This window comes from Micromonospora alfalfae, from assembly GCF_022230925.1.
GTDB lineage: Bacteria > Actinomycetota > Actinomycetes > Mycobacteriales > Micromonosporaceae > Micromonospora > Micromonospora alfalfae.
In genome coordinates, this window is sequence record NZ_JAKKFH010000019.1 from 37,369 (window position 1) to 58,421 (window position 21,053).

At 71.5% G+C, this 21,053-nt stretch carries 19 protein-coding genes; 12 read left to right on the top strand and 7 right to left on the bottom strand.

The window, feature by feature from the left end; translation table 11 throughout:
• Positions 1-78: 78 nt before the first annotated feature.
• The 4 genes from MED01_RS16210 to MED01_RS16225 all read right to left on the bottom strand — a co-directional run bounded on the left by MED01_RS16210 (position 79) and on the right by MED01_RS16225 (position 4,452).
• Complete coding sequence (locus MED01_RS16210) at positions 79-1,329, bottom strand: HNH endonuclease signature motif containing protein (RefSeq protein WP_238669403.1); 1,251 nt, start codon at positions 1,327-1,329, stop codon at positions 79-81.
• A 224-nt stretch (positions 1,330-1,553) separates the two neighbouring features.
• Positions 1,554-2,129, bottom strand: coding sequence for a DinB family protein (locus tag MED01_RS16215; protein WP_238669404.1), 576 nt, complete (start codon positions 2,127-2,129; stop codon positions 1,554-1,556).
• A 78-nt stretch (positions 2,130-2,207) separates the two neighbouring features.
• Entirely contained in the window at positions 2,208-3,011 is an 804-nt protein-coding gene (locus tag MED01_RS16220) for an IclR family transcriptional regulator domain-containing protein (protein ID WP_238669405.1), read from the bottom strand.
• A 4-nt stretch (positions 3,012-3,015) separates the two neighbouring features.
• A complete protein-coding gene (locus MED01_RS16225) occupies positions 3,016-4,452 on the bottom strand; it encodes an amidohydrolase family protein (RefSeq protein WP_238669406.1) in 1,437 nt (478 codons plus the stop codon).
• 198 nt (positions 4,453-4,650) lie between these two features.
• Here MED01_RS16225 and MED01_RS16230 point away from each other — a divergent pair, with 198 nt between their 5' ends.
• The 7 genes from MED01_RS16230 (at position 4,651) to MED01_RS16260 (ending at position 11,370) form a co-directional block, all read left to right on the top strand.
• Positions 4,651-5,787: a CaiB/BaiF CoA transferase family protein gene (locus MED01_RS16230; RefSeq protein ID WP_238669407.1), complete on the top strand. Its 1,137-nt coding sequence runs from the start codon at positions 4,651-4,653 to the stop codon at positions 5,785-5,787.
• Positions 5,772-6,542, top strand: a complete 771-nt coding sequence (locus MED01_RS16235; protein ID WP_238669408.1) for a citryl-CoA lyase — start codon at positions 5,772-5,774, stop codon at positions 6,540-6,542. The genes MED01_RS16230 and MED01_RS16235 overlap by 16 nt, the downstream gene beginning before the upstream one ends.
• A gap of 30 nt (positions 6,543-6,572) precedes the next feature.
• Positions 6,573-7,439, top strand: a complete 867-nt coding sequence (locus tag MED01_RS16240) for a DODA-type extradiol aromatic ring-opening family dioxygenase (protein WP_238669409.1) — start codon at positions 6,573-6,575, stop codon at positions 7,437-7,439.
• The gene (locus tag MED01_RS16245; RefSeq protein WP_238669410.1) at positions 7,436-7,798 is read left to right on the top strand and encodes a hypothetical protein; all 363 of its coding nucleotides are present in this window, start codon (positions 7,436-7,438) and stop codon (positions 7,796-7,798) included. Before MED01_RS16240 ends, MED01_RS16245 begins: the two co-directional genes overlap by 4 nt.
• Entirely contained in the window at positions 7,795-8,760 is a 966-nt protein-coding gene (locus MED01_RS16250; RefSeq protein ID WP_238669411.1) for a quinone oxidoreductase family protein, read from the top strand. Before MED01_RS16245 ends, MED01_RS16250 begins: the two co-directional genes overlap by 4 nt.
• 84 nt (positions 8,761-8,844) lie before the next feature.
• Positions 8,845-10,269 (top strand): aldehyde dehydrogenase family protein, encoded by a 1,425-nt coding sequence (locus tag MED01_RS16255; RefSeq protein ID WP_238669412.1) that lies wholly within the window; start codon positions 8,845-8,847, stop codon positions 10,267-10,269.
• A 267-nt stretch (positions 10,270-10,536) separates the two neighbouring features.
• A complete protein-coding gene (locus tag MED01_RS16260) occupies positions 10,537-11,370 on the top strand; it encodes a helix-turn-helix transcriptional regulator (protein ID WP_238669546.1) in 834 nt (277 codons plus the stop codon).
• Between the two features lie 6 nt (positions 11,371-11,376).
• Here the strand turns inward: MED01_RS16260 and MED01_RS16265 are convergent, their stop codons facing one another.
• Complete coding sequence (locus tag MED01_RS16265; protein ID WP_238669413.1) at positions 11,377-12,180, bottom strand: helix-turn-helix transcriptional regulator; 804 nt, start codon at positions 12,178-12,180, stop codon at positions 11,377-11,379.
• A gap of 50 nt (positions 12,181-12,230) precedes the next feature.
• On the opposite strand from MED01_RS16265, the gene MED01_RS16270 reads away from it, so the two are divergent.
• The gene (locus MED01_RS16270) at positions 12,231-12,653 is read left to right on the top strand and encodes a DUF2000 domain-containing protein (protein ID WP_238669414.1); all 423 of its coding nucleotides are present in this window, start codon (positions 12,231-12,233) and stop codon (positions 12,651-12,653) included.
• 96 nt (positions 12,654-12,749) lie between these two features.
• Complete coding sequence (locus MED01_RS16275) at positions 12,750-14,363, top strand: ricin-type beta-trefoil lectin domain protein (RefSeq protein ID WP_238669415.1); 1,614 nt, start codon at positions 12,750-12,752, stop codon at positions 14,361-14,363.
• A gap of 53 nt (positions 14,364-14,416) precedes the next feature.
• On the opposite strand, the gene MED01_RS16280 is transcribed toward MED01_RS16275, so the two are convergent.
• Positions 14,417-16,936: an FtsX-like permease family protein gene (locus MED01_RS16280; RefSeq protein WP_238669416.1), complete on the bottom strand. Its 2,520-nt coding sequence runs from the start codon at positions 16,934-16,936 to the stop codon at positions 14,417-14,419.
• 8 nt (positions 16,937-16,944) lie between these two features.
• Positions 16,945-17,703, bottom strand: coding sequence for an ABC transporter ATP-binding protein (locus MED01_RS16285; protein ID WP_238669417.1), 759 nt, complete (start codon positions 17,701-17,703; stop codon positions 16,945-16,947).
• A 146-nt stretch (positions 17,704-17,849) separates the two neighbouring features.
• Between MED01_RS16285 and MED01_RS16290 the strand changes: the two genes are divergently transcribed.
• The 3 genes from MED01_RS16290 (at position 17,850) to MED01_RS16300 (ending at position 21,025) form a co-directional block, all read left to right on the top strand.
• Positions 17,850-19,052 (top strand): sensor histidine kinase, encoded by a 1,203-nt coding sequence (locus MED01_RS16290; RefSeq protein ID WP_238669418.1) that lies wholly within the window; start codon positions 17,850-17,852, stop codon positions 19,050-19,052.
• Positions 19,049-19,687, top strand: coding sequence for a response regulator (locus MED01_RS16295; RefSeq protein WP_091399091.1), 639 nt, complete (start codon positions 19,049-19,051; stop codon positions 19,685-19,687). Before MED01_RS16290 ends, MED01_RS16295 begins: the two co-directional genes overlap by 4 nt.
• A gap of 312 nt (positions 19,688-19,999) precedes the next feature.
• Positions 20,000-21,025 (top strand): fibronectin type III domain-containing protein, encoded by a 1,026-nt coding sequence (locus MED01_RS16300; protein ID WP_238669419.1) that lies wholly within the window; start codon positions 20,000-20,002, stop codon positions 21,023-21,025.
• The last annotated feature ends 28 nt before the right edge of the window (positions 21,026-21,053 follow it).

Here is a 21,053-nt window from a genome sequence, read left to right on the forward strand (position 1 = left end):
TTCGCCTTGGTGAACCGCACGGAAGTAGGGCGTACTGGGCTGGCCTGCTGGCACATGATCGTTGGACGCTGCTGGTGCTCACGTTCGTCGGTGGTAGTGGTTGCGGCGGGGGAGTTGTTCGGGGTCGAGCCAGGCGGGTGGCACGAATTCGGGGTGGCCGTCGCCGGCGAGTCGCACGGTCCAGTCGCTGTGGTGCAGGTGTCGGTGGTGGTGGCCGCAGAGCAGCACGCTGTTGTCGAGGTTGGTGGTGCCGCCGTCGGCCCAGTGGTGGATGTGGTGGGCGTGGCACCAGCGTGGTGGTCGGTCGCAGCCGGGGAAGGCGCAGCCGCGGTCACGCAGCACGAGGGCGCGTCGCAGCGGCCCTGAGATGAGACGGCGTTGTCGGCCGACGTCGAGTGGTTGGCCGGTGCTGCTGAGGACGGCGGGGAGGACGGTGGCGTCGCAGGCAAGGCGGCGAACCGTTTCCGGGGTGAGGTGCAGGCCGGTGTCGAGGGTGCCAGCGCCCAACTGCCGGGTCAGTTCGTCGTAGGTGGCGGTGACGACGATCTGCGCGGGGTCGCCGCCGTGCTCGGGCAGCTCGCTGGTCCGCAGGGCGAGCCGGCAGATGTCGGCGAGGGCGTCGTGGCGGCGTTGCCCGGCGGACCGGGAGTCATCCGCGCCCGAGGGCGTGCTCAACGGGTCGATGGCGGCGCGGAACAGCCCGGCGGTTTCGGTATCGAGGATGCCGGTGAGTCGCAGGCGGCCGTCGGTCTGCTCGGAGAGGGTGAGGTGTCGGTCGCGGGTGGCCCGCCGTGCGTCAGCTTCGAGGGCGGCTCGGGCGGCGGCGTCGGCGAGGTCGGGGGCGACGTGATCGAGGATGCGGGTGCCGAGTGTGCGCAGGTGGGTGGGGTCGAATTGCCCGGCCCAGTCGGTGAGCACACCGACGGCCTTGTCGGCCGCCTCGGGACCAGCGGTGGTCTGCACGGTGTTGACGGTGGAGGCGATGACCCGGGCCTGATCGAGGCTGATCTGCCCGTCGGCTAGCGCTTGTCGTACCCCTGGGTTGCCGGTGTCGAGGGCGGTGGCGAGGTCGACGAGACGACGGGCGGCGGGGATGGTGAGGCGCAACCGTTCGCGCAGCCACACCGCGGTCGACGAGGCGCCCTGCGCGGTGGCGGTGCCGCGGCCGTCGAGCTCACGGATCAGGGCTAGCTTCACGGCGGCGAGGCGTTGCTCGAGGCGGTGCGCGGCGTCGAGCGCGGCGATCAGGTCGTGCTCGGTAAGGGCCCAGGTGGCGGCGTCGACGCAGGCGGCGACCGCGTCGTCTGCCTGCGCCAACTCCTCGACCATGACCCGAGACTAGAACAGGTGTACGACACTTTTCAGTCACCATGATCAATGCTCGATCGGCCCGGCCTGGGCGTCGGGGGCGTCCGCGCGGAGTCTCCGTTCGTCGGCCGGACCCGCCGCCTGGGCCGCCGCATGAGCCGCCGCCGCAGACCGTGCCGGCGGGCAGGCGGGCAGGCAGGCAGGCCGCCCGTAACCTGAGCGCGGGTGAACGATCGGCAGCGAACCTAGTTGCCGCGTTTGCTGGCGTCGAGGGCAGCCTGCTCAACTCGCTGGCGGTGGTCCAGCCACCACGACTCGTCGGCCGGGTGCAGGTTGTCGTTCTCAGACAGCAGCCCGACCGCGCCGTCGATGAGTTCGCGCACGATGTCGGCGTGGCCCGCGTGCCGTTGTGTTTCCGCGATGACGTGGACCAGGACGTGGTGCAACGTGACAGCAACATCGCCCCACCACGGCACGCGGCCGATCTCATCCAGCGCAAGGGCTTCGATGGTGGCGTCGGCGTGGGCGATCGCGCGACGGTACAGTGCCACGATCTCCTCGCGGGTCTCGTCCGCGCTCGCCCACATGTCGGCGTTGGTCTCCGCGCCGTCGCCGACATACGGCAGCTCCTGCTCGAACGGTCGGCCGAACACGACGCCGAAGTAGAGGATCTCCATGGCCGCCGAGTGCTTCACCAGACCGAGCAGGTTGGTCGCGGTCGGGGTCAACGGACGCCGAATATCGTATTCGCCGAGCCCGTCGAGCTTCCACAGCAGCGACTCGCGGCCGCCCTTCAAGTAACTGTGCAGGTCCGCCTTCATCGCGGCACTATGGCATCCGGTCGGGTGTCGGCGCTGCCCCGGACGATCCACGGAACACCATGATCGACAGGGAACGCCCTAGACGGTGACCACCGGCACGGCGGCGGTGAGCGCCCAGTCGTGCCCGATGTCGGCGGCCGCGCGCAACAACCGCGGAAGGTGCTCCTCGCGCAGGGTCTCCAGCGAGGTCTCGGCGGCGTGCACTGTCACGTTGATGGCGGCGACGACCCGCCCGTCGCCGTCGCGTACGCCGGTGGCGACGGACCGGATGCCCGGGGCCAGGTCCTGGTCGGCGAGCGCCCAGCCCTTCGCCCGGACCTCGCGCAGCACGGCGTCGAGGTCGCCCGGCGCGGGCTGCCAGCGCGGTGTGATGCCGGAGCGGCTGGGCTCGGCGAGAACGGTCGCCAGCGTGTCCGGTGGGAGGGCCGCGAGCAGCACCTTGCCCATCGACGTCGCCGGTGCCGGGAAGCGGGTGCCGATGGTGACGCCCAGGGTGACGATCTTGGGGACGGCCACCCGGGCGACGTAGACGATGTCGCTGCCGTCGAGCTGGGCCATCGAGGTCGACTCGTTGGTCTGCGCCACGAGCTTCTCCATGTGCGGCCGGGCCACGTCCCACATGTTCAGCGCGTTGACGTACGCCATCCCCAGCTCCAGGACGCGCGGGGTGAGGGTGTGGCCGCGGCCGACCGCGCGGACGTAGCCCAGCGATTCGAGCGTGATGAGGATGCGCCGGACGGTGGGGCGGGCCAGGCCGGTGGCGGTGGCGATCTCGCTGAGCGTCATCGAGGGGCAGGCCGGACGGAAGGAGCGCAGGACGTCGAGGCCACGGGCGAGAGCCTCGATGAAGTCGGGTCCGGCGCCCCTTCCGTTGTCACTCATGTCCTTAATGCTTCCATTGCGCCGACCCGGCGTCCCACTCGGTGTACTGGTACGGGTTCTCCAGGATCGCGGTCTCGGGGATGTCCGGGTTCATTCCCCGCTGCCACGCCTGCTCCCCCATCGTCTCGCGCAGGTGGTCGATGGTCGCCGCCACAGTGGCCCGCGCTGCGGCGAGGTCGACGCCGACGAGGCGGCCGTCGCGCTTCACGACCCGGCCGCCCACCAGCACTGTGTGCACGTCGGCACGCTGGGCCTGGAAGACGACGTGACCGTGCGGGTTCAGGATCGGGAACATCGCCGGCGAGGCGTCGTTCTTGATCAGCACGACGTCGGCCTGGCGGCCGGGGGTGAGCGCGCCGATTGTGGCGTCCATGCCGAGCGCACGGGCGCCACCCCGGGTGGCCCACTCGACGACCTGCTCGGCGCGCAGGTGGCAGTGGGTGATGGTTTCCTGCTTGGCGTGCGCCTCCAGGTGCTCCCGGGAGCGGTCCGCGCCGAGCGTGCTGCGCATCGCGGAGAAGAGGTCGCCGCTCCACCACACGCTGGTGTCCATCGACAGTGACACCGGGATGTCGTGGTGGCGCAACTGCCAGGTGGGTGGGTAGCCCTGGCCGGCGCTCTGCTCACTCTCGGTCGAGACGGAGACCGAGCCGCCGGTCGCGGCGATCCGGTTGTACGAGTCCTGGGTGAGCGTCGCCGCGTGCACGTAGACGTTCGACGGGGTCATGAACCCGTTCTCGTGCATCAGCCGGATACCGTCGTCGTTGGTGGCGCCCCACACGCCCGCGTGGGTGGTGACCGCGGCGCCCAACTCCCGGGCCACCTCGAACGCGGCCCGTTCCGGGAAGGCGGGGTCGCCGGTGACGTCGAACGCCAACTGGAAGCCGGCCAGCTTGCCACCGTCGATGCGGCGGCGGTGGAAGTCGCGGAACTCCGGCGAGGTGGCCCACTCCCACGGCCCCTGCTGGATGTTGCCGTAGGCGAGCACGAACCGTCCGTCGACCGCCTCCAGGGCGTCCACTGCGGCGTCGGCGTGCTCGGGTGTCTGCAACCCGTGCGACCAGTCGACAGTGGTGGTGACGCCGGCGTCGATCGCCTCGATCGCGCCGAGCAGGTTGCCGGCGTAGACGTCCTCGGGCCGGAACAGCTTGCCCGACTCGAGGTAGTACCAGACGAAGTACTGGGTCAGGGTCCAGTCGGCGCCGTACCCGCGCATCGCGGTCTGCCACAGGTGCCGGTGGGTGTCGACCATGCCGGGCATGAGGATGCCGTCGGTGGCGTCGATCTCCAGGGCGTCGTCGGGTGCGGTGAGGCCGACACCGACCTGCGCGATCCGGCCGCCGACGACCAGCACGTCGGCGCCGGGCAGCACCGTGCGCGCGTCGTCCATGGTGAGAACCAGGCCGTTACGGAAGACCACCGGCCGGTCGGTTGCGCTCATTCGCCACCCATTCCTTTCGGAGTACGAGGGGAATCCGGACCGTTGTCCGCTGTGCGGCCGGCCCGAGTGGCGCAAGTGTGGTCCCGGCCACAAAGCGTGTCAAGAGTGTGGCCCCGTTCGATAAAAGCACCGTTGACACGCACGGTGCGGTATCGCAAGCTGTCCCGGCGGACAGGTGTCCGCAGAACGGGCGGAAACATGGTGCAGCATTCGACAGGCCCACTGGCCGGCCTGCTCGTCGCGGACTTCTCCCGGATCCTCGCCGGGCCGTACGCGACGATGCTCCTGGCCGACCTGGGTGCCCAGGTGATCAAAGTGGAGAGCCCCGGTGGCGACGACACCCGCACCTGGATGCCGCCCACCCGTGACGGGGTCTCGACGTACTACCTCGGCATCAACCGCAACAAACGGTCGATCGCTTTGGACCTCAGGAAACCCGACGACCTGGCCGCCGCGCAGGAGTTGGCCCGCCGCGCCGACGTGCTGATCGAGAACTTCCGGCCCGGTGGCCTCGCCCGGTTCGGCCTCGACTACGACACCGTGGCCGCGCACAACGACAAGATCGTGTACGCGAGCATCAGCGGCTTCGGCACCGGCGCCGGTAAGGACTTTCCCGGCTACGACCTCATGGTGCAGGCCATCTCGGGCCTGATGAGCCTCACCGGCGACCCGGACGGCTCGCCGTACCGGGCTGGCATCTCCGTCTTCGACGTAATGGCCGGGCTGCACGCCAGCATCGGCATCCTCGCCGCGCTGCACCACCGTGGCGAGACCGGACGAGGCCAGCACGTCGAGGTCAACCTGCTCAGTTCGGCACTGTCCGGGTTGGTCAACCACTCCAGCGGCTACGTCGCCGGCGGCACCGTCCCGTTCCGGATGGGCAATGCGCACCCCAGCCTCTTCCCATACGAGCCACTGCCCACCGCCGACGGCGAGCTGATCGTCATCGCCGGCAACGACGGGCAGTTCCGCAAGCTCTGCCAGGTGCTCGACCTGCCCGACCTGCCGGACGACACGCGCTTCGGCCGCAACCAGGACCGCACGGCCAACCGCGAACAGTTGCGGCCCCTGCTTGTCGAACGCCTCGCCAGGCGGACAAAGGACGAGTGGTTTCGGGACCTGCTCGCCGCCGGCGTCCCGTGCGCGCCGATCAACACCATCGACGGTGGTGTGGCGCTCGCCGAGGAACTGGGACTCGACCCGGTCGTCACCGTCGGAGACGTGCCCGGTGTCCGCAACCCCATCACCTTCTCCGACACCCCGGCCCGGTACGAGCTGCCACCGCCGGGGCTCGACGAACACGGCGAGGAGATCCGCGCGTGGCTGAAGAACTGAGCTTCCCCACCGGGATCGGCACCTCCGACCCGACCACCATTTCGTTGCTCGGACAGGACCTGGCCGCCGACCTGATGGGCACTGTGGGCTTCGGCGAGCTGGCGTACTGGCTGGTCGCCGGCCGCCGTCCCACCCCGGGTGAGGTACGGGTCTTCGAGGCGGTGCTGGTGGCCCTCGCCGACCACGGCTTCACCCCGACGGCGATCGCCGCCCGGCTGACGTACCTGTCCGCGCCCGAGTCGTTGCAGGGCGCGCTCGCCGCCGGCCTGCTCGGCGGCGGCTCTCGCTTCCTCGGCGTCACCGAGGACTGTGGACGCTTCCTCGCCGACACGCTCACCCAGGCCGGCGAGGTGACCGACTACGACGCGGTGGCGCTCGACGCGGTCACCCGGGCCAAGCGGGAGCGTCGACTGGTCCCCGGGCTCGGGCACCCCGTGCACAAGGAGCAGGACCCGCGCACCCCAGTGCTGATCAGGATCGCCACCGAGGAGGGTCTGCACGGCCCGCACCTGCTGCTGTTCGAGGCGATCGGACGCGTACACCCGCAGGTGCTCGGCCGCACCCTGCCGCTCAACGGCGCCGGTGTCTGCGGGGCGGCCCTCGCCGACCTCGGGCTCCCGGTCGAGATGCTGCGCGGTTTCGCCCTGCTGGCCCGCGCGGCGGGGCTGCTCGGGCACCTCGCCGAGGAGCGACGACGACCGCTCGGCATGGACATCTACCGCACCGTCGACCGCAACGCCGTCTACGAACCCTGATCCCCTCCTCCACCCCCGAAAGGAGTGGGAATGGCCTCCATCGTCGCGGTCATCGCCTCCACCCACCACCCCTTCTACTACCGGGCCAGCACCGCCACAGGCGAGGATCGGCCACCGTTCGCCGACGAGTGGACCCGCAAGATCCTGGCGTTCCGGGAGACGTTGACCCGAGCCCGACCCGACGTGCTGGTGATGGTCGGCTCGGACCACTTCCACCAGCTCTGGCTGGACAACATGCCGCAGTTCCTGGTCGGCAAGGCGCCCCACTACGACGCCAACTGGTACAACGAGGAGCGCGAGTTCGGGCTGCCCCGGATGCTGCTCACGGGCCAGGAGGACCTGTCCGGGCACATCCTGCGGGCCGGGCTCGACGCCGGCTTCGACCTCGCGTTCAGCAACGAGCTGCGCATCGACCACAGCATCACCTGCCCGATCATCACGCTGCGGCCCGAGGCCGACCTGCCGATCGTGCCGATCTACACCAACATCTTCGCGCCACCGTTGCCGCAGCCGAAGCGCTTCGTCCAGCTCGGCCAGAGCATCCGCGACATCGTCGAGTCGTGGCCGTCGCACCTGCGGGTGGCCGTCATCGGCACCGGTCACCTCTCACTGGAGCTGGGTGGCCCCCGGCAGTTCGGCCCGCACGGCCCGGACCCGGAGTTCGACAGGCGGGCCGTCGAGTGGATCGCCAACGGCGACCTGGACGAGTGCCTGCGCGAGGTCACCCTGGACAGCCTGCACTCACCGGGCAACGCCACCCACGGCTTCATGGACTTCATGCTGATGATGGGCGTGGCCGGCGCCGGGGTGAAGGCCGACTACGTGGACACCCTCGATCTGTTCCACACCATGGAGGCGTACTTCACCTGGTACCCGAACGGAGCGCCGACGGCATGAGCAGATACCTGCTGAACAAGTTCCTCTTCACCGTCGACCGGGATCCGGAGCTGGTCGAGCGCTACCGCAGCGAGCCGCGCGAGCTGGTCGCCTGGTGGGAAACCGAACGCGCCAACGCCGTGCTGAACTGCCACACCGGCGAGGCGAGCACCTGGCTGCGCTTCGACGACGTGGAGCGCGAGGCGTTGGCCACCCACGACCACGTGAAGCTCTTCGAGTTGGGCGCGCACCCGTTCCTCACCCTGACCCTCTTCATCGCCCTCTTCGAGCGGGACAACACCGAGCCGCTGGAATACCAGAAGTCCTACGGCGCGAGGCTTGCCCATTTCTCGATGCCCTACCCGGACATCGCGACGTGATCCGCGCGGCAGTGCTCACCGCCTGCGGCGCCGTCCCGGCGATCACCGAACGGCCGACGCCCGTGCCGGCCGACGGTGCGGTGGCGGTCACCGTCGAGGCCGTGCCGATCACCCCGCTGGACGTGCTCTGCGCCAGCGGCACCAGCTACTTCGGCCCGCCGAGCACCCCGTACGTGCCGGGTGTGCAGGGGGTCGGTCGGCTCGCCGACGGCACCGCTGTCTGGTTCGGCACGTCGGCCGGGATGCGTTCCGGTGTGGACGGCAGCATGGCGAGCACTGTCACGGTGCCGACCGCCGACGTGGTGGCGCTGCCGGCCGGCGTACCGCTGACACTGCTCGCCGCCCTCGGTCTCTCCGCAGTGGCCGCGCACGCGGCGCTGACCCAGGCCGGCGGCCTGGCGGCGGGCGAACAGGTCGTCGTGCTCGGGGCCGGGGGCGTGGTGGGCCAGGCCGCCGTCCAGCTCGCCCTGCTCGGCGGTGCCCGCCGGGTCATCGCCGTGGCCCGGTCGGCAGCGGCGCGGGCCCGCGCCGAGGAGCTCGGCGCCGCCGTCGCGGTTCCGCTGCTCCCCGACGACGATGTCGCGTCGATGGCCGACCGGCTGCGCGACGCCGCCGACGGGCCGGTCGACCTCGTCCTCGACCCGGTCTTCGGTGTCCCGGCCGCGGCGGCGCTGCGGGTGCTGCGCCCGGGTGGACGGCTGGTCAACCTGGGTGCCGCGGCCGGCGCGAGCGCACCCATCGAGTCCGCCGTGCTGCGCAGCGGGGCACTGCGGATGATCGGCTACACCAACAACGGGTTGTCGACCGCCGAGCGGGCCGCGGCGCTGACAGTGGTGGCCGGGCATGCGGCGGCCGGCCGGCTCACCGTCGACCACGAGATCGTGCCGTTCGACGGCATCGCTGACGCCTGGGCCCGGCAGGACGCGGGCACCACCGCCGGCCGGATCGTCCTCACGCTCTGAGCGGGCCGGGCCCCACCCAGGGATCGCGGGACCCTGGATAAACCGCACCTGGTTGGGGTTCGGCAGCGGTGCGACGGTCGGTCCATGACACCTTCCACCTACACCGTCACCGGCCACTGGATCGGCGGCGAGACCGTCACCAGCTCCGCCGGCACCCTTCCCGTGGTGAACCCGGCCACCGGCGAGGTCGTCGCCGAGACCCCGGCCGGCACCGCCGCCGACGTCGAGCGCGCCGTTACCGCCGCCCGAGCCACCTTCCCGGCCTGGTCGGCGACCACCCCGCAACACCGGGCGGCCGTGCTGCGCCGCCTCGGCGCCGGCCTCGCCGCCCGCACGGAGGAGATCGCCCAGGCGATCACCGCCGAGATGGGCTCGCCGATCGGCATGTCCCGGACCGCCCAGGTCGCGTTCCCGGCCGCCGTGGTCGAGTCCATCGCCGGCCTGGCAGACGACTTCGCCTGGACCGAGGAGGTCGGCAACTCGCTGATCGTCCGCGAGCCGATCGGCGTGGTCGGCGCGATCACGCCGTGGAACTTCCCGCTTCAGCAGATCGTCTCCAAGCTGGCGCCGGCATTGCTCGCCGGCAACACGATCGTCTTCAAGCCGTCCGAGAACGCCCCGCTGACCGCGCGCGTCCTCGCCGAGGTCGCCGCCGAGGCCGGCGTACCTGCGGGGGTCTTCAACGTCGTCTACGGCACCGGCGCGACCGTCGGCGAGGCGATCTCCGCCCACCCGGACATCGACATGATCTCCTTCACCGGCTCCACCCGGGCGGGTCAGCGGATCTCCGCGGTGGCCGCGGCGACCGTCAAGCGGGTCGCGCTGGAGCTGGGCGGCAAGGGCGCGAACATCATCCTCGACGACGCCGACCTGCCCACCGCTGTCGAGTGGGGCCTGATGATGGCGTTCAGCAACGGCGGTCAGGTCTGCGGCGCGTGGCCGCGGATGCTGGTGCCCGCCGCCCGCCAGGACGAGGTCGTGGCCTTGGCCGTCGAGGCAGCGAAGCAGTACACCGTCGGCGACCCTGGCGACGAGGCCACCCGCGTCGGCCCGATGGCGTCCGAGGCCCACCGGCAGAAGGTCGTCGGTTACATCGAGCGGGGCATCACCGACGGCGCCCGGCTCGTGTTCGGCGGCCCGCAGCGGCCCGAGGGGCTGCCCGTCGGGGCCTACGTCCAGCCGACGATCTTCGCCGACGTCGACCCGGCCTCCGCTATCGCCCAGGAGGAGATCTTCGGCCCGGTGCTGACGATCATCCCCTACGCCGACGAGGAGGAGGCGGTGGCCATCGCCAACGGCACGCTGTACGGCCTGACCAGCGGCGTCTTCGGTGAGCCGGAGCACGCCCTTGCCGTCGCCCGGCGGCTGCGCGTGGGCCAGGTCGACGTGAACGCGGGCCACTGGAACCCACTCGCCCCGTTCGGCGGCTACAAGCGCTCCGGCAACGGCCGCGAGTTCGGCCGGATGGGCCTGGAGGAGTTCCTGGAGACCAAGTCCATCCAGCGCTGACCGCGCGGGACGGCCCTGGCCCGGCCCGAACGCGTCCCAGGGCAAGGCCCCGCCACCACCCGCTGCGTCCTTTGCTCTGCTGCACCGGAGGCAACGCCCGGCGTCCGAATATCGGACATCCGGTGTTGCCGTGGCTGAAGCAGAGCAAAGGGCGCGCTGCAGAGGCCGCCCCGTCCGGGATCCGGACCCGGCGGCGGAACATCGCAGCCGGACCTGCCTGTTGAATACGACGTGCCGATCCAGCCGGCCCCACCGATCGGAGACACCGTGGACCGCGCCCAACTCGCCAGCTTCCTGCGCACCCGCCGCGAGGCGCTCCAGCCCGAGGACGTCGGGTTGCCCCGGGGCCCGCGCCGGCGCACCGGAGGGCTACGGCGTGAGGAAGTCGCCACGTTGAGCGGGATGTCCACCGACTACTACAGCAGGTTGGAGCAGCAGCGCGGGCCGCACCCCTCGGAGCAGATGCTCGCCGCCCTGGCCCGGGGCCTGCGGCTCTCCCTCGCCGAACGTGATCACCTGTTCCAGCTCGCCGGTCACGCCGTTCCGCGCCGCGCGATGCGGGCCGACCACGTGAACCCGGGAATGATGCGCATCCTCGACCGGATGCACGACACCCCGGCCCAGGTGGTGAACCACCTCGGCGAGACCCTGGCGCAGACCGCGCCGGCCGTCGCCCTGCTCGGTGACGAGACCCGGTACACCGGGTTGGCGCGCAGCGCGCACCACCGCTGGTTCACCGACCCAAGAGCCCGGCAACTGCACCCGGCGCAGGATCACCAGACGCAGAGTCGCCTGCTCGTGGCGCACCTGCACGCGGCGTACACCCGCGACGGGCGCGGCTCACGGGCCGCCGCGCTCGTCGACGACCTGCTGGCCAGGAGCCCGGAATTCGCGCAGCTGTGGCGGGAGCACCCGGTGCCCGCCGGCTACTGCCCGCCCAAGCACTTCGTGCACCCGGAGGTCGGGGCGTTGGAGCTGCACTGTCAGACACTTGTGGATCCCGACCAGTCACAGACACTGCTGGTCTTCACCGCCGTGCCCGGGTCGCCGAGCGACGAGAAGCTGCGCCTGCTCGCCGTCATCGGCGGCCAGCTCGTCTGACCGCTGTCAGCTCGGGCGGGGGTAGCGGGCTGGGCTGACGCCCAGGTAGCGCCGAAAGTGGCGGGTCAGGTACGCCTGGTCGAAGAACCCGGCCGCGACGGCGGTCTCGACAGGCCGCTGCCCGGCGAGGAGCAGGCGACGAGCCAGCTCGACCCGACGGCCGGTCAGGTACGTGTGTGGTGGCACGCCGTGCACCTGGGTGAACGTTCGGACCAGGTGGGTCGGGTGGGCGTGCAACAGCTCCGCGGCCTCTCCCAGCGTGATGCCCTCGACGGTCCGCGCGTCCAGCAGCTCCCGTAGTCGCACCGCGAGGCCGCGTCCAGGAGGCTGGCCACCGGCCGGGGAACGCTGGCGGAGCTGGCGGCGTAGCCGGTCCAGAATGAACGCGAGCCTACTCTCGGCCTCGAACTCGTCGCCGGGTGTGGTGAGCACCTGGTGCAGGTGGTGGACCCGGTCGCGCAGCTGCGGATCGGCCAGGTCCGGCTCGTCGACGGCCCGCCCGACCAGCTCCGCGTCGAGCGCCGAGGTGTCGAGGTACAGGACCCGCTTGCGGAAGCCGTCCGGGGTGGCGGAGCTGCCGTCGTGCGGCACGTACGGCGGAAGGAGGGTGACCGACGTGCGCAGCGCGCCGTGCCGGTGCCGGTCCAGGTCGAAGCGGACCGCGCCGTCGTCGACGATCAACAGCGTCCACACCTGGTGGATGTGCCGGGGGTAGGCGTGGTCGACGAAATGGGCGTGGAAGACCTCGGCGACCCCGGCTACCGCGGGTCGCCACGCGCTGACGTGCGAGCCCGCCGGGCGGGTGGCCACGCTAAGAACGTACAAGACCGGTAGGCGTCGGGGCGGGCAGGCTCGACGCCATGACCGAACCGATCCGCTTTCCCACCAAGATCGCCGTGCTGCTCCGCAACGACCTGGCGAGCTGGCAACGGCTGAACGTCACCGCCTTCCTGGTCAGCGGCATCGCGAGCACGCTGCCGGAGCTGGTCGGCGAGGAGTACCGCGACGCCGACGGCACCAGCTACCTGCCGATGTTCGGTCAGCCGGTGCTGGTCTTCGCCGGAGACGAGGCCACATTGGTCGGCGCGCACTCGCGCGCCCTCACCCGTGGACTACGGCTGGCGATCTTCACCTCCGAGCTGTTCGCCACCGGCAACGACCGGGACAACCGCGGCGCCGTCCAGGCGGTCGGACGCGACAAGCTCGACCTGGTCGGCCTGGCGCTGCACGCGCCGCGCAACGTGGTGGACAAGGTGCTCAAGGGTGCGTCCATGCACCCGTAACGGCATCCGTGGCGACGAAGACATTGATATCGGTGTGTATGACTGTAATGATTAACACACTTTACAGTTGTTTCGCCGCCCCGGAAGGACCCCCACATGGCGCGACGATTGGCCGGGCTCCCGCCCCGCCGCCCCCGCATCAGACTGACCTCCGCGCTCGCCGCGGCCCTGCTCGCCGTACCGACCGGCCTGGTCGTCGGCGCATCGCCAGCGATGGCGGCCACGACGGGCCCCATCACCGGGTACGGCGGCAAGTGCGTCGACGTGGCCGCCGCGAACCCGGCCAACAACACGCCGGTGCAGCTCTTCACCTGCAACGGCTCCACAGCGCAACAGTGGACGGTGGCCGACGACGGCACGATCCGGGCGCTGGGCAAGTGCCTTGACATCGCCGCCGCCAGCACCGCCAACGGGGCCCGGGTGCAGATCTACGACTGCAACGGCACCGGAGCGCAGCAGTGGTCGCCCAGCGCCGGGCAACTGGTCAACCCGACATCGGGCAAGTGCCTCGACGCGACCGGCCCCAGCTCGGCCGACGGCACCCCGCTACAGCTCTGGAGCTGCACCGGCACCGCCAACCAGACCTGGACGCTGCCCACCGGCGGTGGCACCACACCACCGCCCTCTGGTGGTTTCACCCACCCCGGCGTGCTGGTCAGCAAAGGCCAGCTCGACTTCGTCCGCGGCCGGGTGCAGGCCGGCGCGCAGCCGTGGGCGGCGGCCCACAACCAGATGATGAGCAGCCGGTACGCCTCCCTGTCGCGCACCCCGGCGCCCCGTTCGGTGGTCGAGTGTGGTTCCTACTCCAACCCGAACAACGGCTGCACCGACGAGCGGGAGGACGCGATCGCGGCGTACACCGACGCGCTCGCCTGGTACGTCACCGGGGACGCCCGGTACGCGCAGAAGTCCATCCAGATCATGGACGCGTGGTCGGCCACCATCACCGCGCACACCGGCAGCAACGCTCCCCTGCAGACAGGCTGGGCCGCCTCGGTCTGGCCCCGGGCGGCCGAGATCATCAAGTACACGTACACGAGTTGGCCCAACGCCAACCGCTTCGCCAGCATGCTGCGCAACGTCTACCTGCCGATGGTGCGCAACGGATCGAACAGCAACGGCAACTGGGAGCTGACGATGATGGAGGCCACCGTCGGCATCGCGGTGTTCCTCGACGACCGGGCCGTGTACGACGCGGCGACCACCCGCTTCCTCAACCGCGCCCGGGCCTTCGTCTACCTGCCCAGCGACGGCGCGTTGCCGTACACGATGCCCGGCAGCGGCCTGGACACCAGCGCGGAGATCATCGGCTACTGGCAGGGCCAGTCCACCTTCGTCGCCGGCCTCGCCCAGGAAACCTGCCGCGACTTCGTCCACACCGGGTACGGGATCTCCGCCATCTCGCACGTCGCGGAGACCTCCCGGATCCAGGGACGGGACCTGTACCCGCAGGTCGGTGAACGGCTGCGTCAGGCGCTGGGCTTCCACTCGCGCTACCAGCTCGGCGAGGCGCCGCCCTCCTGGCTCTGCGGTGGCAGCCTCACCCGGGGCCTCGGACCGATCACCGAGGTCGGCTTCAACGCGATGAGCACCCGGTTGGGCAACGTCATGACCAACACCCAGACCCTCACGCTGCAACAACGTCCGGCCGGCACCAACAACCTCTTCGTCGCCTGGGAAACGCTGACCCACGCCAACAACCCCAACTGATCCAGGCCGCCGTGGGGTGGCGCCGAACGTACGGCGTCACCCCACGGCGGTGCTCAGTTGTCGGCCCCCAGTGCCACCACCGGGCTGACCCGCGACGCCCGACGGGCCGGCAGCACCCCGGCCAGCGCGGTCAACCCGACCAGCACCACGAAGAGCCCGGCCAGCGGCAGCAGCGGCGTGGTCAGCGGCGCCTCGATCCCGAGGGTCTGGACCGCCAACCAGGCGTACGGAATGCCGAGCACCAGGCCGATGGTCGCGCCGATCACCCCGTACAGGCCCGACTCGACGGTCAGCATGGTGCGTAGGCCGGTCCGGGACAGCCCGATCGCCCGGAGCAAGCCGGACTCGCGTACCCGCTCCACCACCGAGAGCGCGGTGGTGGAGCCCACGCCGACCACCGCGATCAGGACGGTCAGGCTGACCAGACCGACGGCGATCCAGATCAGGGTGCGCACCAACGCGTCGTTGCGGTCCCGTTCGTCGGCGAGCACCGCGAGGCCCACCCCGTCGCTGCCTCCGATCGCCTGCCGCAGCGCCCGTACGCCGACGGTGCGACCGTCCTCGCCGGCACCGGCCGCGTCGGCCAGCAGACCGGTGTACGCGCTCGGCACACCGAGCCGGTCCAGGTCGGCCGGATCGGCGAGGATGCCCGCGTGCAGCGGCCCGTCACCGGGCAGGACGGCGGCCACCCGCACGTCGACAGTGCCGGTGGCGACGGCGAGCGTAACCGTGTCGCCGGCCCGCAGACCCGCGTCCCGCGCGACCCAGCTGTTCAGCACGATCCGGCCGGGGCCACGATCGGTCAGGGTGCCCTGGGCCACGTCCAGGGCACCGGTGCTCGGCAACGCCGCCAGGTCCAGGTCGCTGGTCGGATAACCGGACTCGACGTCGCCGAGCTTGTCCGCGCCGCGCAGCAGCCGGGCGTCGTCGACCATCCGGTACGGCACCACCCTCGCCAGCGCGCCGTGTGCCGCCTCGGCCCGGGTCACCACGGCCGGCGGGAGCGTCCCACCGTTGCTGGTGACCTCGAAGTCGGACGGGGCCGAGAGGGCCATCTCGCGGTCGGCGAGGATCTGCAACGACGCGCCGCCGATGACCACCCCGGAGATCAGTGTCACGCCCAGCGCGACCACGACGGAGACCGCGGCGGCCCGGCGCGGCGCCCCGCCGATCCCCCCGACCGACATCCGCCCGAGCGGCCCGAGCTGACGCAGCGGCCAACCCACCACGGCCAGCACCGGACGCACCAGTAGCGGGCCGAGGGCCACCAGCGCGAAGAACGCCAACCCGCCGGACCCGACGAGCATGAGCAGTGGCATCGACGGGTCGTAGTCCGACTGCTCCGGCTTCGGCAACTGACTGATCGTCCCGACCGCCGCCAGGATCGCGCCGACGGCCAGGAGCAGCCCGAGGACCAGACGCAGCGCGCCGATGCCGCGCCGGCCGGCGGTGGTGCTCGCCGCGCGCAACGCCTCCAGCGGGGAGACCCGGGCGGCGGAGAGCGCCGGTGCCAGCACGGCCAGCACGGTGATCACGACGGCGCCGATCACCACAGCGACCGCAGCCGCCAGTGGCAGGCCCGGTGAGGAGACAGCGTGGCCGGTGGCGCGCAGGATCGCCGGCAGCGCGTACCCGAGGGTGAGGGCGCTGGCGACCCCGACGACGCCGGCGACCAACCCGGTCAGGGCTCCCTCTGCGGTCAGGGCACCCACCAGTGTGCCCCGACTCGCGCCGACCGCCCGCAGCAGCGCGAGCTGCCGCATCCGCTGCGCGAAGACGATGCGGAAGGTCGAGGTGACCACCAGTGCCGCCGCGACGACCGCGATGGAGACGAACATGCCGACCAGGATGAAGAGTCTGCCGACCTGTTGGGCCGCCGCCTGAGCCTCGGCCTCGCGCACCTCGGCGCCGGAACGGATCGGCTGGCCGGCGACCGCGGCGGTCACCCGTTGGCGTACGGTCTCGGCCGAGCTGCCGGGGGCCACCCGCAGGTCGATGCGCTCCACGGCCGTCAGGCGCGCCCAGGCGATCACGGCGCTGTCCGGGGCGTACGCGTCGTAACCGGCGTCGGCGCCGGTCTCCACCATGCCGGTCACTGTGAGCGGGGCGGGCGTGGTGAGTTCACCGCCGGTGCCGCTGGTGGTGGTGCCCACCGAGAGCCCGAGCCGTTCGGCGGTGCGCGGGGTGATCGCGATCTCGCCGGGCTGGTCCGGGTAGCTGCCCTCGATCACCCGGACCGTGGTCAGCGGACCGGTGCCCGGGTCGGACTGGAGGTTGAGGTATCCCTCTCCGATGGAGACCCCGGTGGCCACCCGGGCCACCGCCTCGGCCACCCCGGGCACGGCCCGGACCTGCCGCACGTCGGTCACTGTGGGTGGCGGCACGCCGGGGGTGCCGATCACCAGATCGGTGACGGCCGGGGTGCCGCTGAGGTTGTCCCGCACTGTCCGTTCGGTGATCTGTTGCACCAGCACGGTGCCGAAGACGACGAACGACGCGACCAGGATCGCCAGGCCGGTCAGGATCAGCCGGCCGGGCCGCCGCGCCGCGGCTGTCGTCTGGGTACGCAGCACCGTCGCCCTCATCGGCTGGCCGCCAGGTCACGCAGGGCGTCGGTGACCGACACCTGGTTCGGCTTGTCGATCTCGCCGGCCAGCCGGCCGTCGGCCAGCAGCACCACCCGGTCGGCGTACGCGGCGGCGATCGGGTCGTGGGTGACCATGACGACGGTCTGGCCGAGGTCGCGTACCGAGTCGCGCAGGATGGTGAGCACCTCCGCCCCGGAGCGGGAGTCGAGGTTGCCGGTCGGTTCGTCGGCGAAGACCACCTCGGGCCGGGCCACCAGCGCCCGGGCCAACGCCACCCGCTGCTGCTGGCCGCCGGACAGTTCGCTGGGCCGGTGGTTCAGGCGGTCGCCGAGGCCCAGCACCCGTACCAGGTGGGCGAGGAGTTCAGCGTCGGGCTGCCGACCGGCGAGGTCCAGCGGCAGCGTGATGTTCTGCGCGGCGGTGAGCTGCGGCAGCAGGTTGAAGGACTGGAAGACGAACCCGATCCGCTCCCGGCGTACCCGGGTCAGCGTCCGGTCCGACTGGCCGGTCAGCTCCGTGCCGCCGAGCAGGACGCGACCGGAGGTGGCGGTGTCGAGGCCGGCGAGGCAGTGCATCAGTGTCGACTTGCCGGACCCGGACGAGCCCATGATCGCGGTGAACTCGGCCCGGCCGAAGCCGACCGAGACCCCGTCCAGGGCACGGACGGCGGTGTCGCCGCTGCCGTACACCTTCACCAGGTTGACCGCGGCGACCGCGGCGTGGCTGGTCTCCGGCGGGGCGTGGGTTGTCATCGTTCCTCCAGTGGCTGCGTGGTGACCCGGACAGCGTCGCCGCGACCGGCGGGTGGGCGCATCGGCCCGGGGCCGGGTATCGCCGTCGTCGGGTCTGCCTTTTGGCCGATCTGCCACCTCCGTCCGGTTGGCTACGCTGGGTCATCATGAGCGCGCCGGATCTTCGACGTTTCTGGGTACGCCTGGCCCAGACGGCCGGGCTGGTGGCCTTCGGCCTGCTCGCCTTCTTCGACTTCGCGGCCAGCACGGCGGATGAACGAAGCCTCGCCGCTCTCGTGCTCCTGCTGGTGCCGGTGGGGTTGGCGGTGGCGACCGTGCCACTCTGGCTGCCAGTGCACCGGCCGGGTTCCCGGCGGCTGCCGGTGGCCGCGCTGGCCCTCGCCACCGCCTCACTGGCCGTGACCGCGGGGGTGGTGCTCGTCTCCGGAGGCGGCGGCCTCCTGCCCGCCCGCACCTGGGGGCTCGCCGAGTCGGCCGGGCTGATCGGCGTGGTCTTCGTGGTGAGCCGTTGGGGCGCGGCCCGGCTCGCCCCGTGGGCGGCGGCGGCCGCCGGGCTCGCCGTCGCCGCGATGCCACTGCGCGTCGGCACCGAGAACCTGCTGGTGATCTTCGGCCTGCTCCAGGTGCTCGCCGCGGCCGGCGCCGCCGGGGTGGGGCTCTACCTGCGGATCATGGCAGCCGGCCGGGAGCGGGCCATCGCGCTGGTCCGCGCCGAGCAGCGTGCCGAGTTCGCCAGGGACCTGCACGACTTCATCGCCCACCACGTCACCGGCATCGTGGTGCAGGCGCAGGGCGCCCGGTTCGTCGCCGAGCAGGACCCGCAGCGGGTGATCGTCGCCCTGGAGCAGATCGAGCGGGCCGGCGCGGAGACGATGGCCTCGATGCGGCGGATGGTCGGCATCCTGCGCAACCCGGACGCCCCACCGGACGCGCCTCTGGCCCCACTGGCCGGGGTGACCGAGCTGGAGCCGCTGCTGACCGGGTTCAACGGCGCGGCGAACGCGCCGGCACGACTGCACGTCGACGGCGACCTGCACGGACTGCCGGTGGAGGTCTCGACGTCGGCGTACCGGGTAGTGATGGAGGGGCTGACCAACACCCGCCAGCACGCGCCGGACGCGCGGTCAGTGGACGTGGCGGTACGGCGTACCCCGGACTGGTTGCTGGTCCGGGTCGCCGACGACGGCACGTCGCCGCGGACAGCGCCGGCCCGGGGGCACGGCTTCGGCCTGATCGGCCTCACCGAGCGGGTACGCGCCCTCGGCGGCACGATCACCGCCGGGCCCGGCGTCGCCGGTGGCTGGGTGCTCGACGCGGCGTTCCCGCTGCAAGCGGCGGTGGCCCGGTGATCCGGGTGCTGATCGCCGATGACCAGGCCATGGTCCGGACCGGCTTCGGCATGATCATTGGCGCCCAGTCGGACATGGAGGTGGTCGGCGAGGCCGCCGACGGCGTCCAGGCCGTCGAGCTGGCCCGACGACTGCGCCCGGACGTGGTGCTGCTGGACATCCGGATGCCCCGCCTCGACGGTCTTGAGGCACTGCGGCTGCTGGCGGGGCCGGGCGTCGCCGACCCGATCCGGGTGGTCGTCGTGACGACCTTCGACCTCGACGAGTACGTGCACACCGCGCTCTCCAACGGCGCGTGCGGTTTCCTGCTCAAGGACTCCGGCCCGGCCCTGCTGGTGGAGGCGGTCCGCGCGGCCGTGTCCGGCGACGCGCTGATCAGCCCCTCGATCACGGTACGGCTGTTGGAGCACCTCAGCTCGCCCGCTCCGGCGCGCGACGACGGTGGCCTGTCCCCACGGGAACTCGACGTGGTGAAGCTCGTCGCCCGCGGCCTGACGAACGCCGAGATCGCCACCCAGCTCTTCATCGCCGTGGGCACCGTCAAGACCCACCTGGCGAGCGTGCAGATGAAGCTCAAGGCCCGCAACCGGGTCGAGATCGCCGCCTGGGCCTGGGAACGCCGCCTCGTCGGCTAGGTCGGGCGGCGGCTCGCGGGCGGCGGCTCGCGGGCGGCGGCTCGCGGGCGGCGGCTCGCGGGCGGCCTGATGTTTTGTTCGTTGCCTTTGGAGCTGATGTCGTGAACGAATCAGCGGCACCGGCGGCCACCGATGTCGCAGACGATTCAGCTCCAAAGGCAACGACCGCCACACCGTCCACCAGCCCTGGGGCGACCGGCGTGCCAAGGTCGGCGTCCGAATCCGACGGGGCATTCTGCCGAGCAACAGTGACCTAGTATCGATGTAGATGAATTGGTGGAGTGGTGGACGACCGGAGGCGGGGGATTCATCGTGCGTGATCGTCGAAGTCGAGCAATTCGCTCGAAGGCCGCCGCGCTGGTCGCGTGCGCACTGACAGCAACCCTGTTCGCTGCCGGCGCGACCCCGGCGCGCGCCGCCGCCGCCGACACCGAACGGCCCACCGCACCCGGCCCGATCACCGTCGTCGCCATCGACACCACCTCGGTCGAGCTGACCTGGGAGGCCTCGACCGACAACGTGGGGGTGGTCCGCTACCCGGTCGGCGCGCAGTTCGAGGATTCCGGCGCCCAGTATTCGACAGACACCAACAGCATCCGGATCACCAACCTGCGGCCCTCGCGCACGTACACCTTCTCGGTGTGGGCTCTGGACGCGGCCGGCAACAGCTCGGTGTCCAACCCGAGCCTGCGGCTGACCATGCCGCCCGGGGACGACCAGCCGCCGGGCGCGCCTGGTCAACCGGTGGCGTACGACGTCGCCGCCACTGTGGTCCGGCTGCGGTGGGCACACTCGGTGGAGAACGTCGCGCTCGACCGGTACGAGGTGTTCCAGGTCGACGCCGTCGGCACTCTCACCCGGGTCCGTGAGGTGTACCAGTACCCGCCCGTGAACAGTGCCCAGATCAGCGGGTTGACGCCGAACACCACGTACACCTTCGTGGTGCAGGCCCGCGACGAGGTCGGACACCTGTCCCCACTGTCCGCACCGGTCACGGTGACCACCCTGCCGCCGCCGCCGAGCTGCGCGGTCCGATCCGTCGTGCGGCAGTGGCCGGACGGCTTCGTGGCCCATCTCGTCGTCGAGAACACCGGCACCACGGCGGTCGACGGGTGGACGATGACGTGGCGGTTCTGGGCCAGCCAGCAGGTCCACGGCATCTGGGGCGCGAAGGTGGTCGACCGGCTCAACAACAGCTACCTGCGGGTGCGCGACACCGGTCGCAACGCGGTGATCCCGCCCGGCGGCACTGTGTCGCTGGGGCTCGTCGCCTCTGGCACGCAACTGCCGGAGGAGATCACGCTGAACGGCGGCCTCTGCACTGTGGCAGACGAATAACGCTCGACTCCGGGGTCTGGCGCTAGCC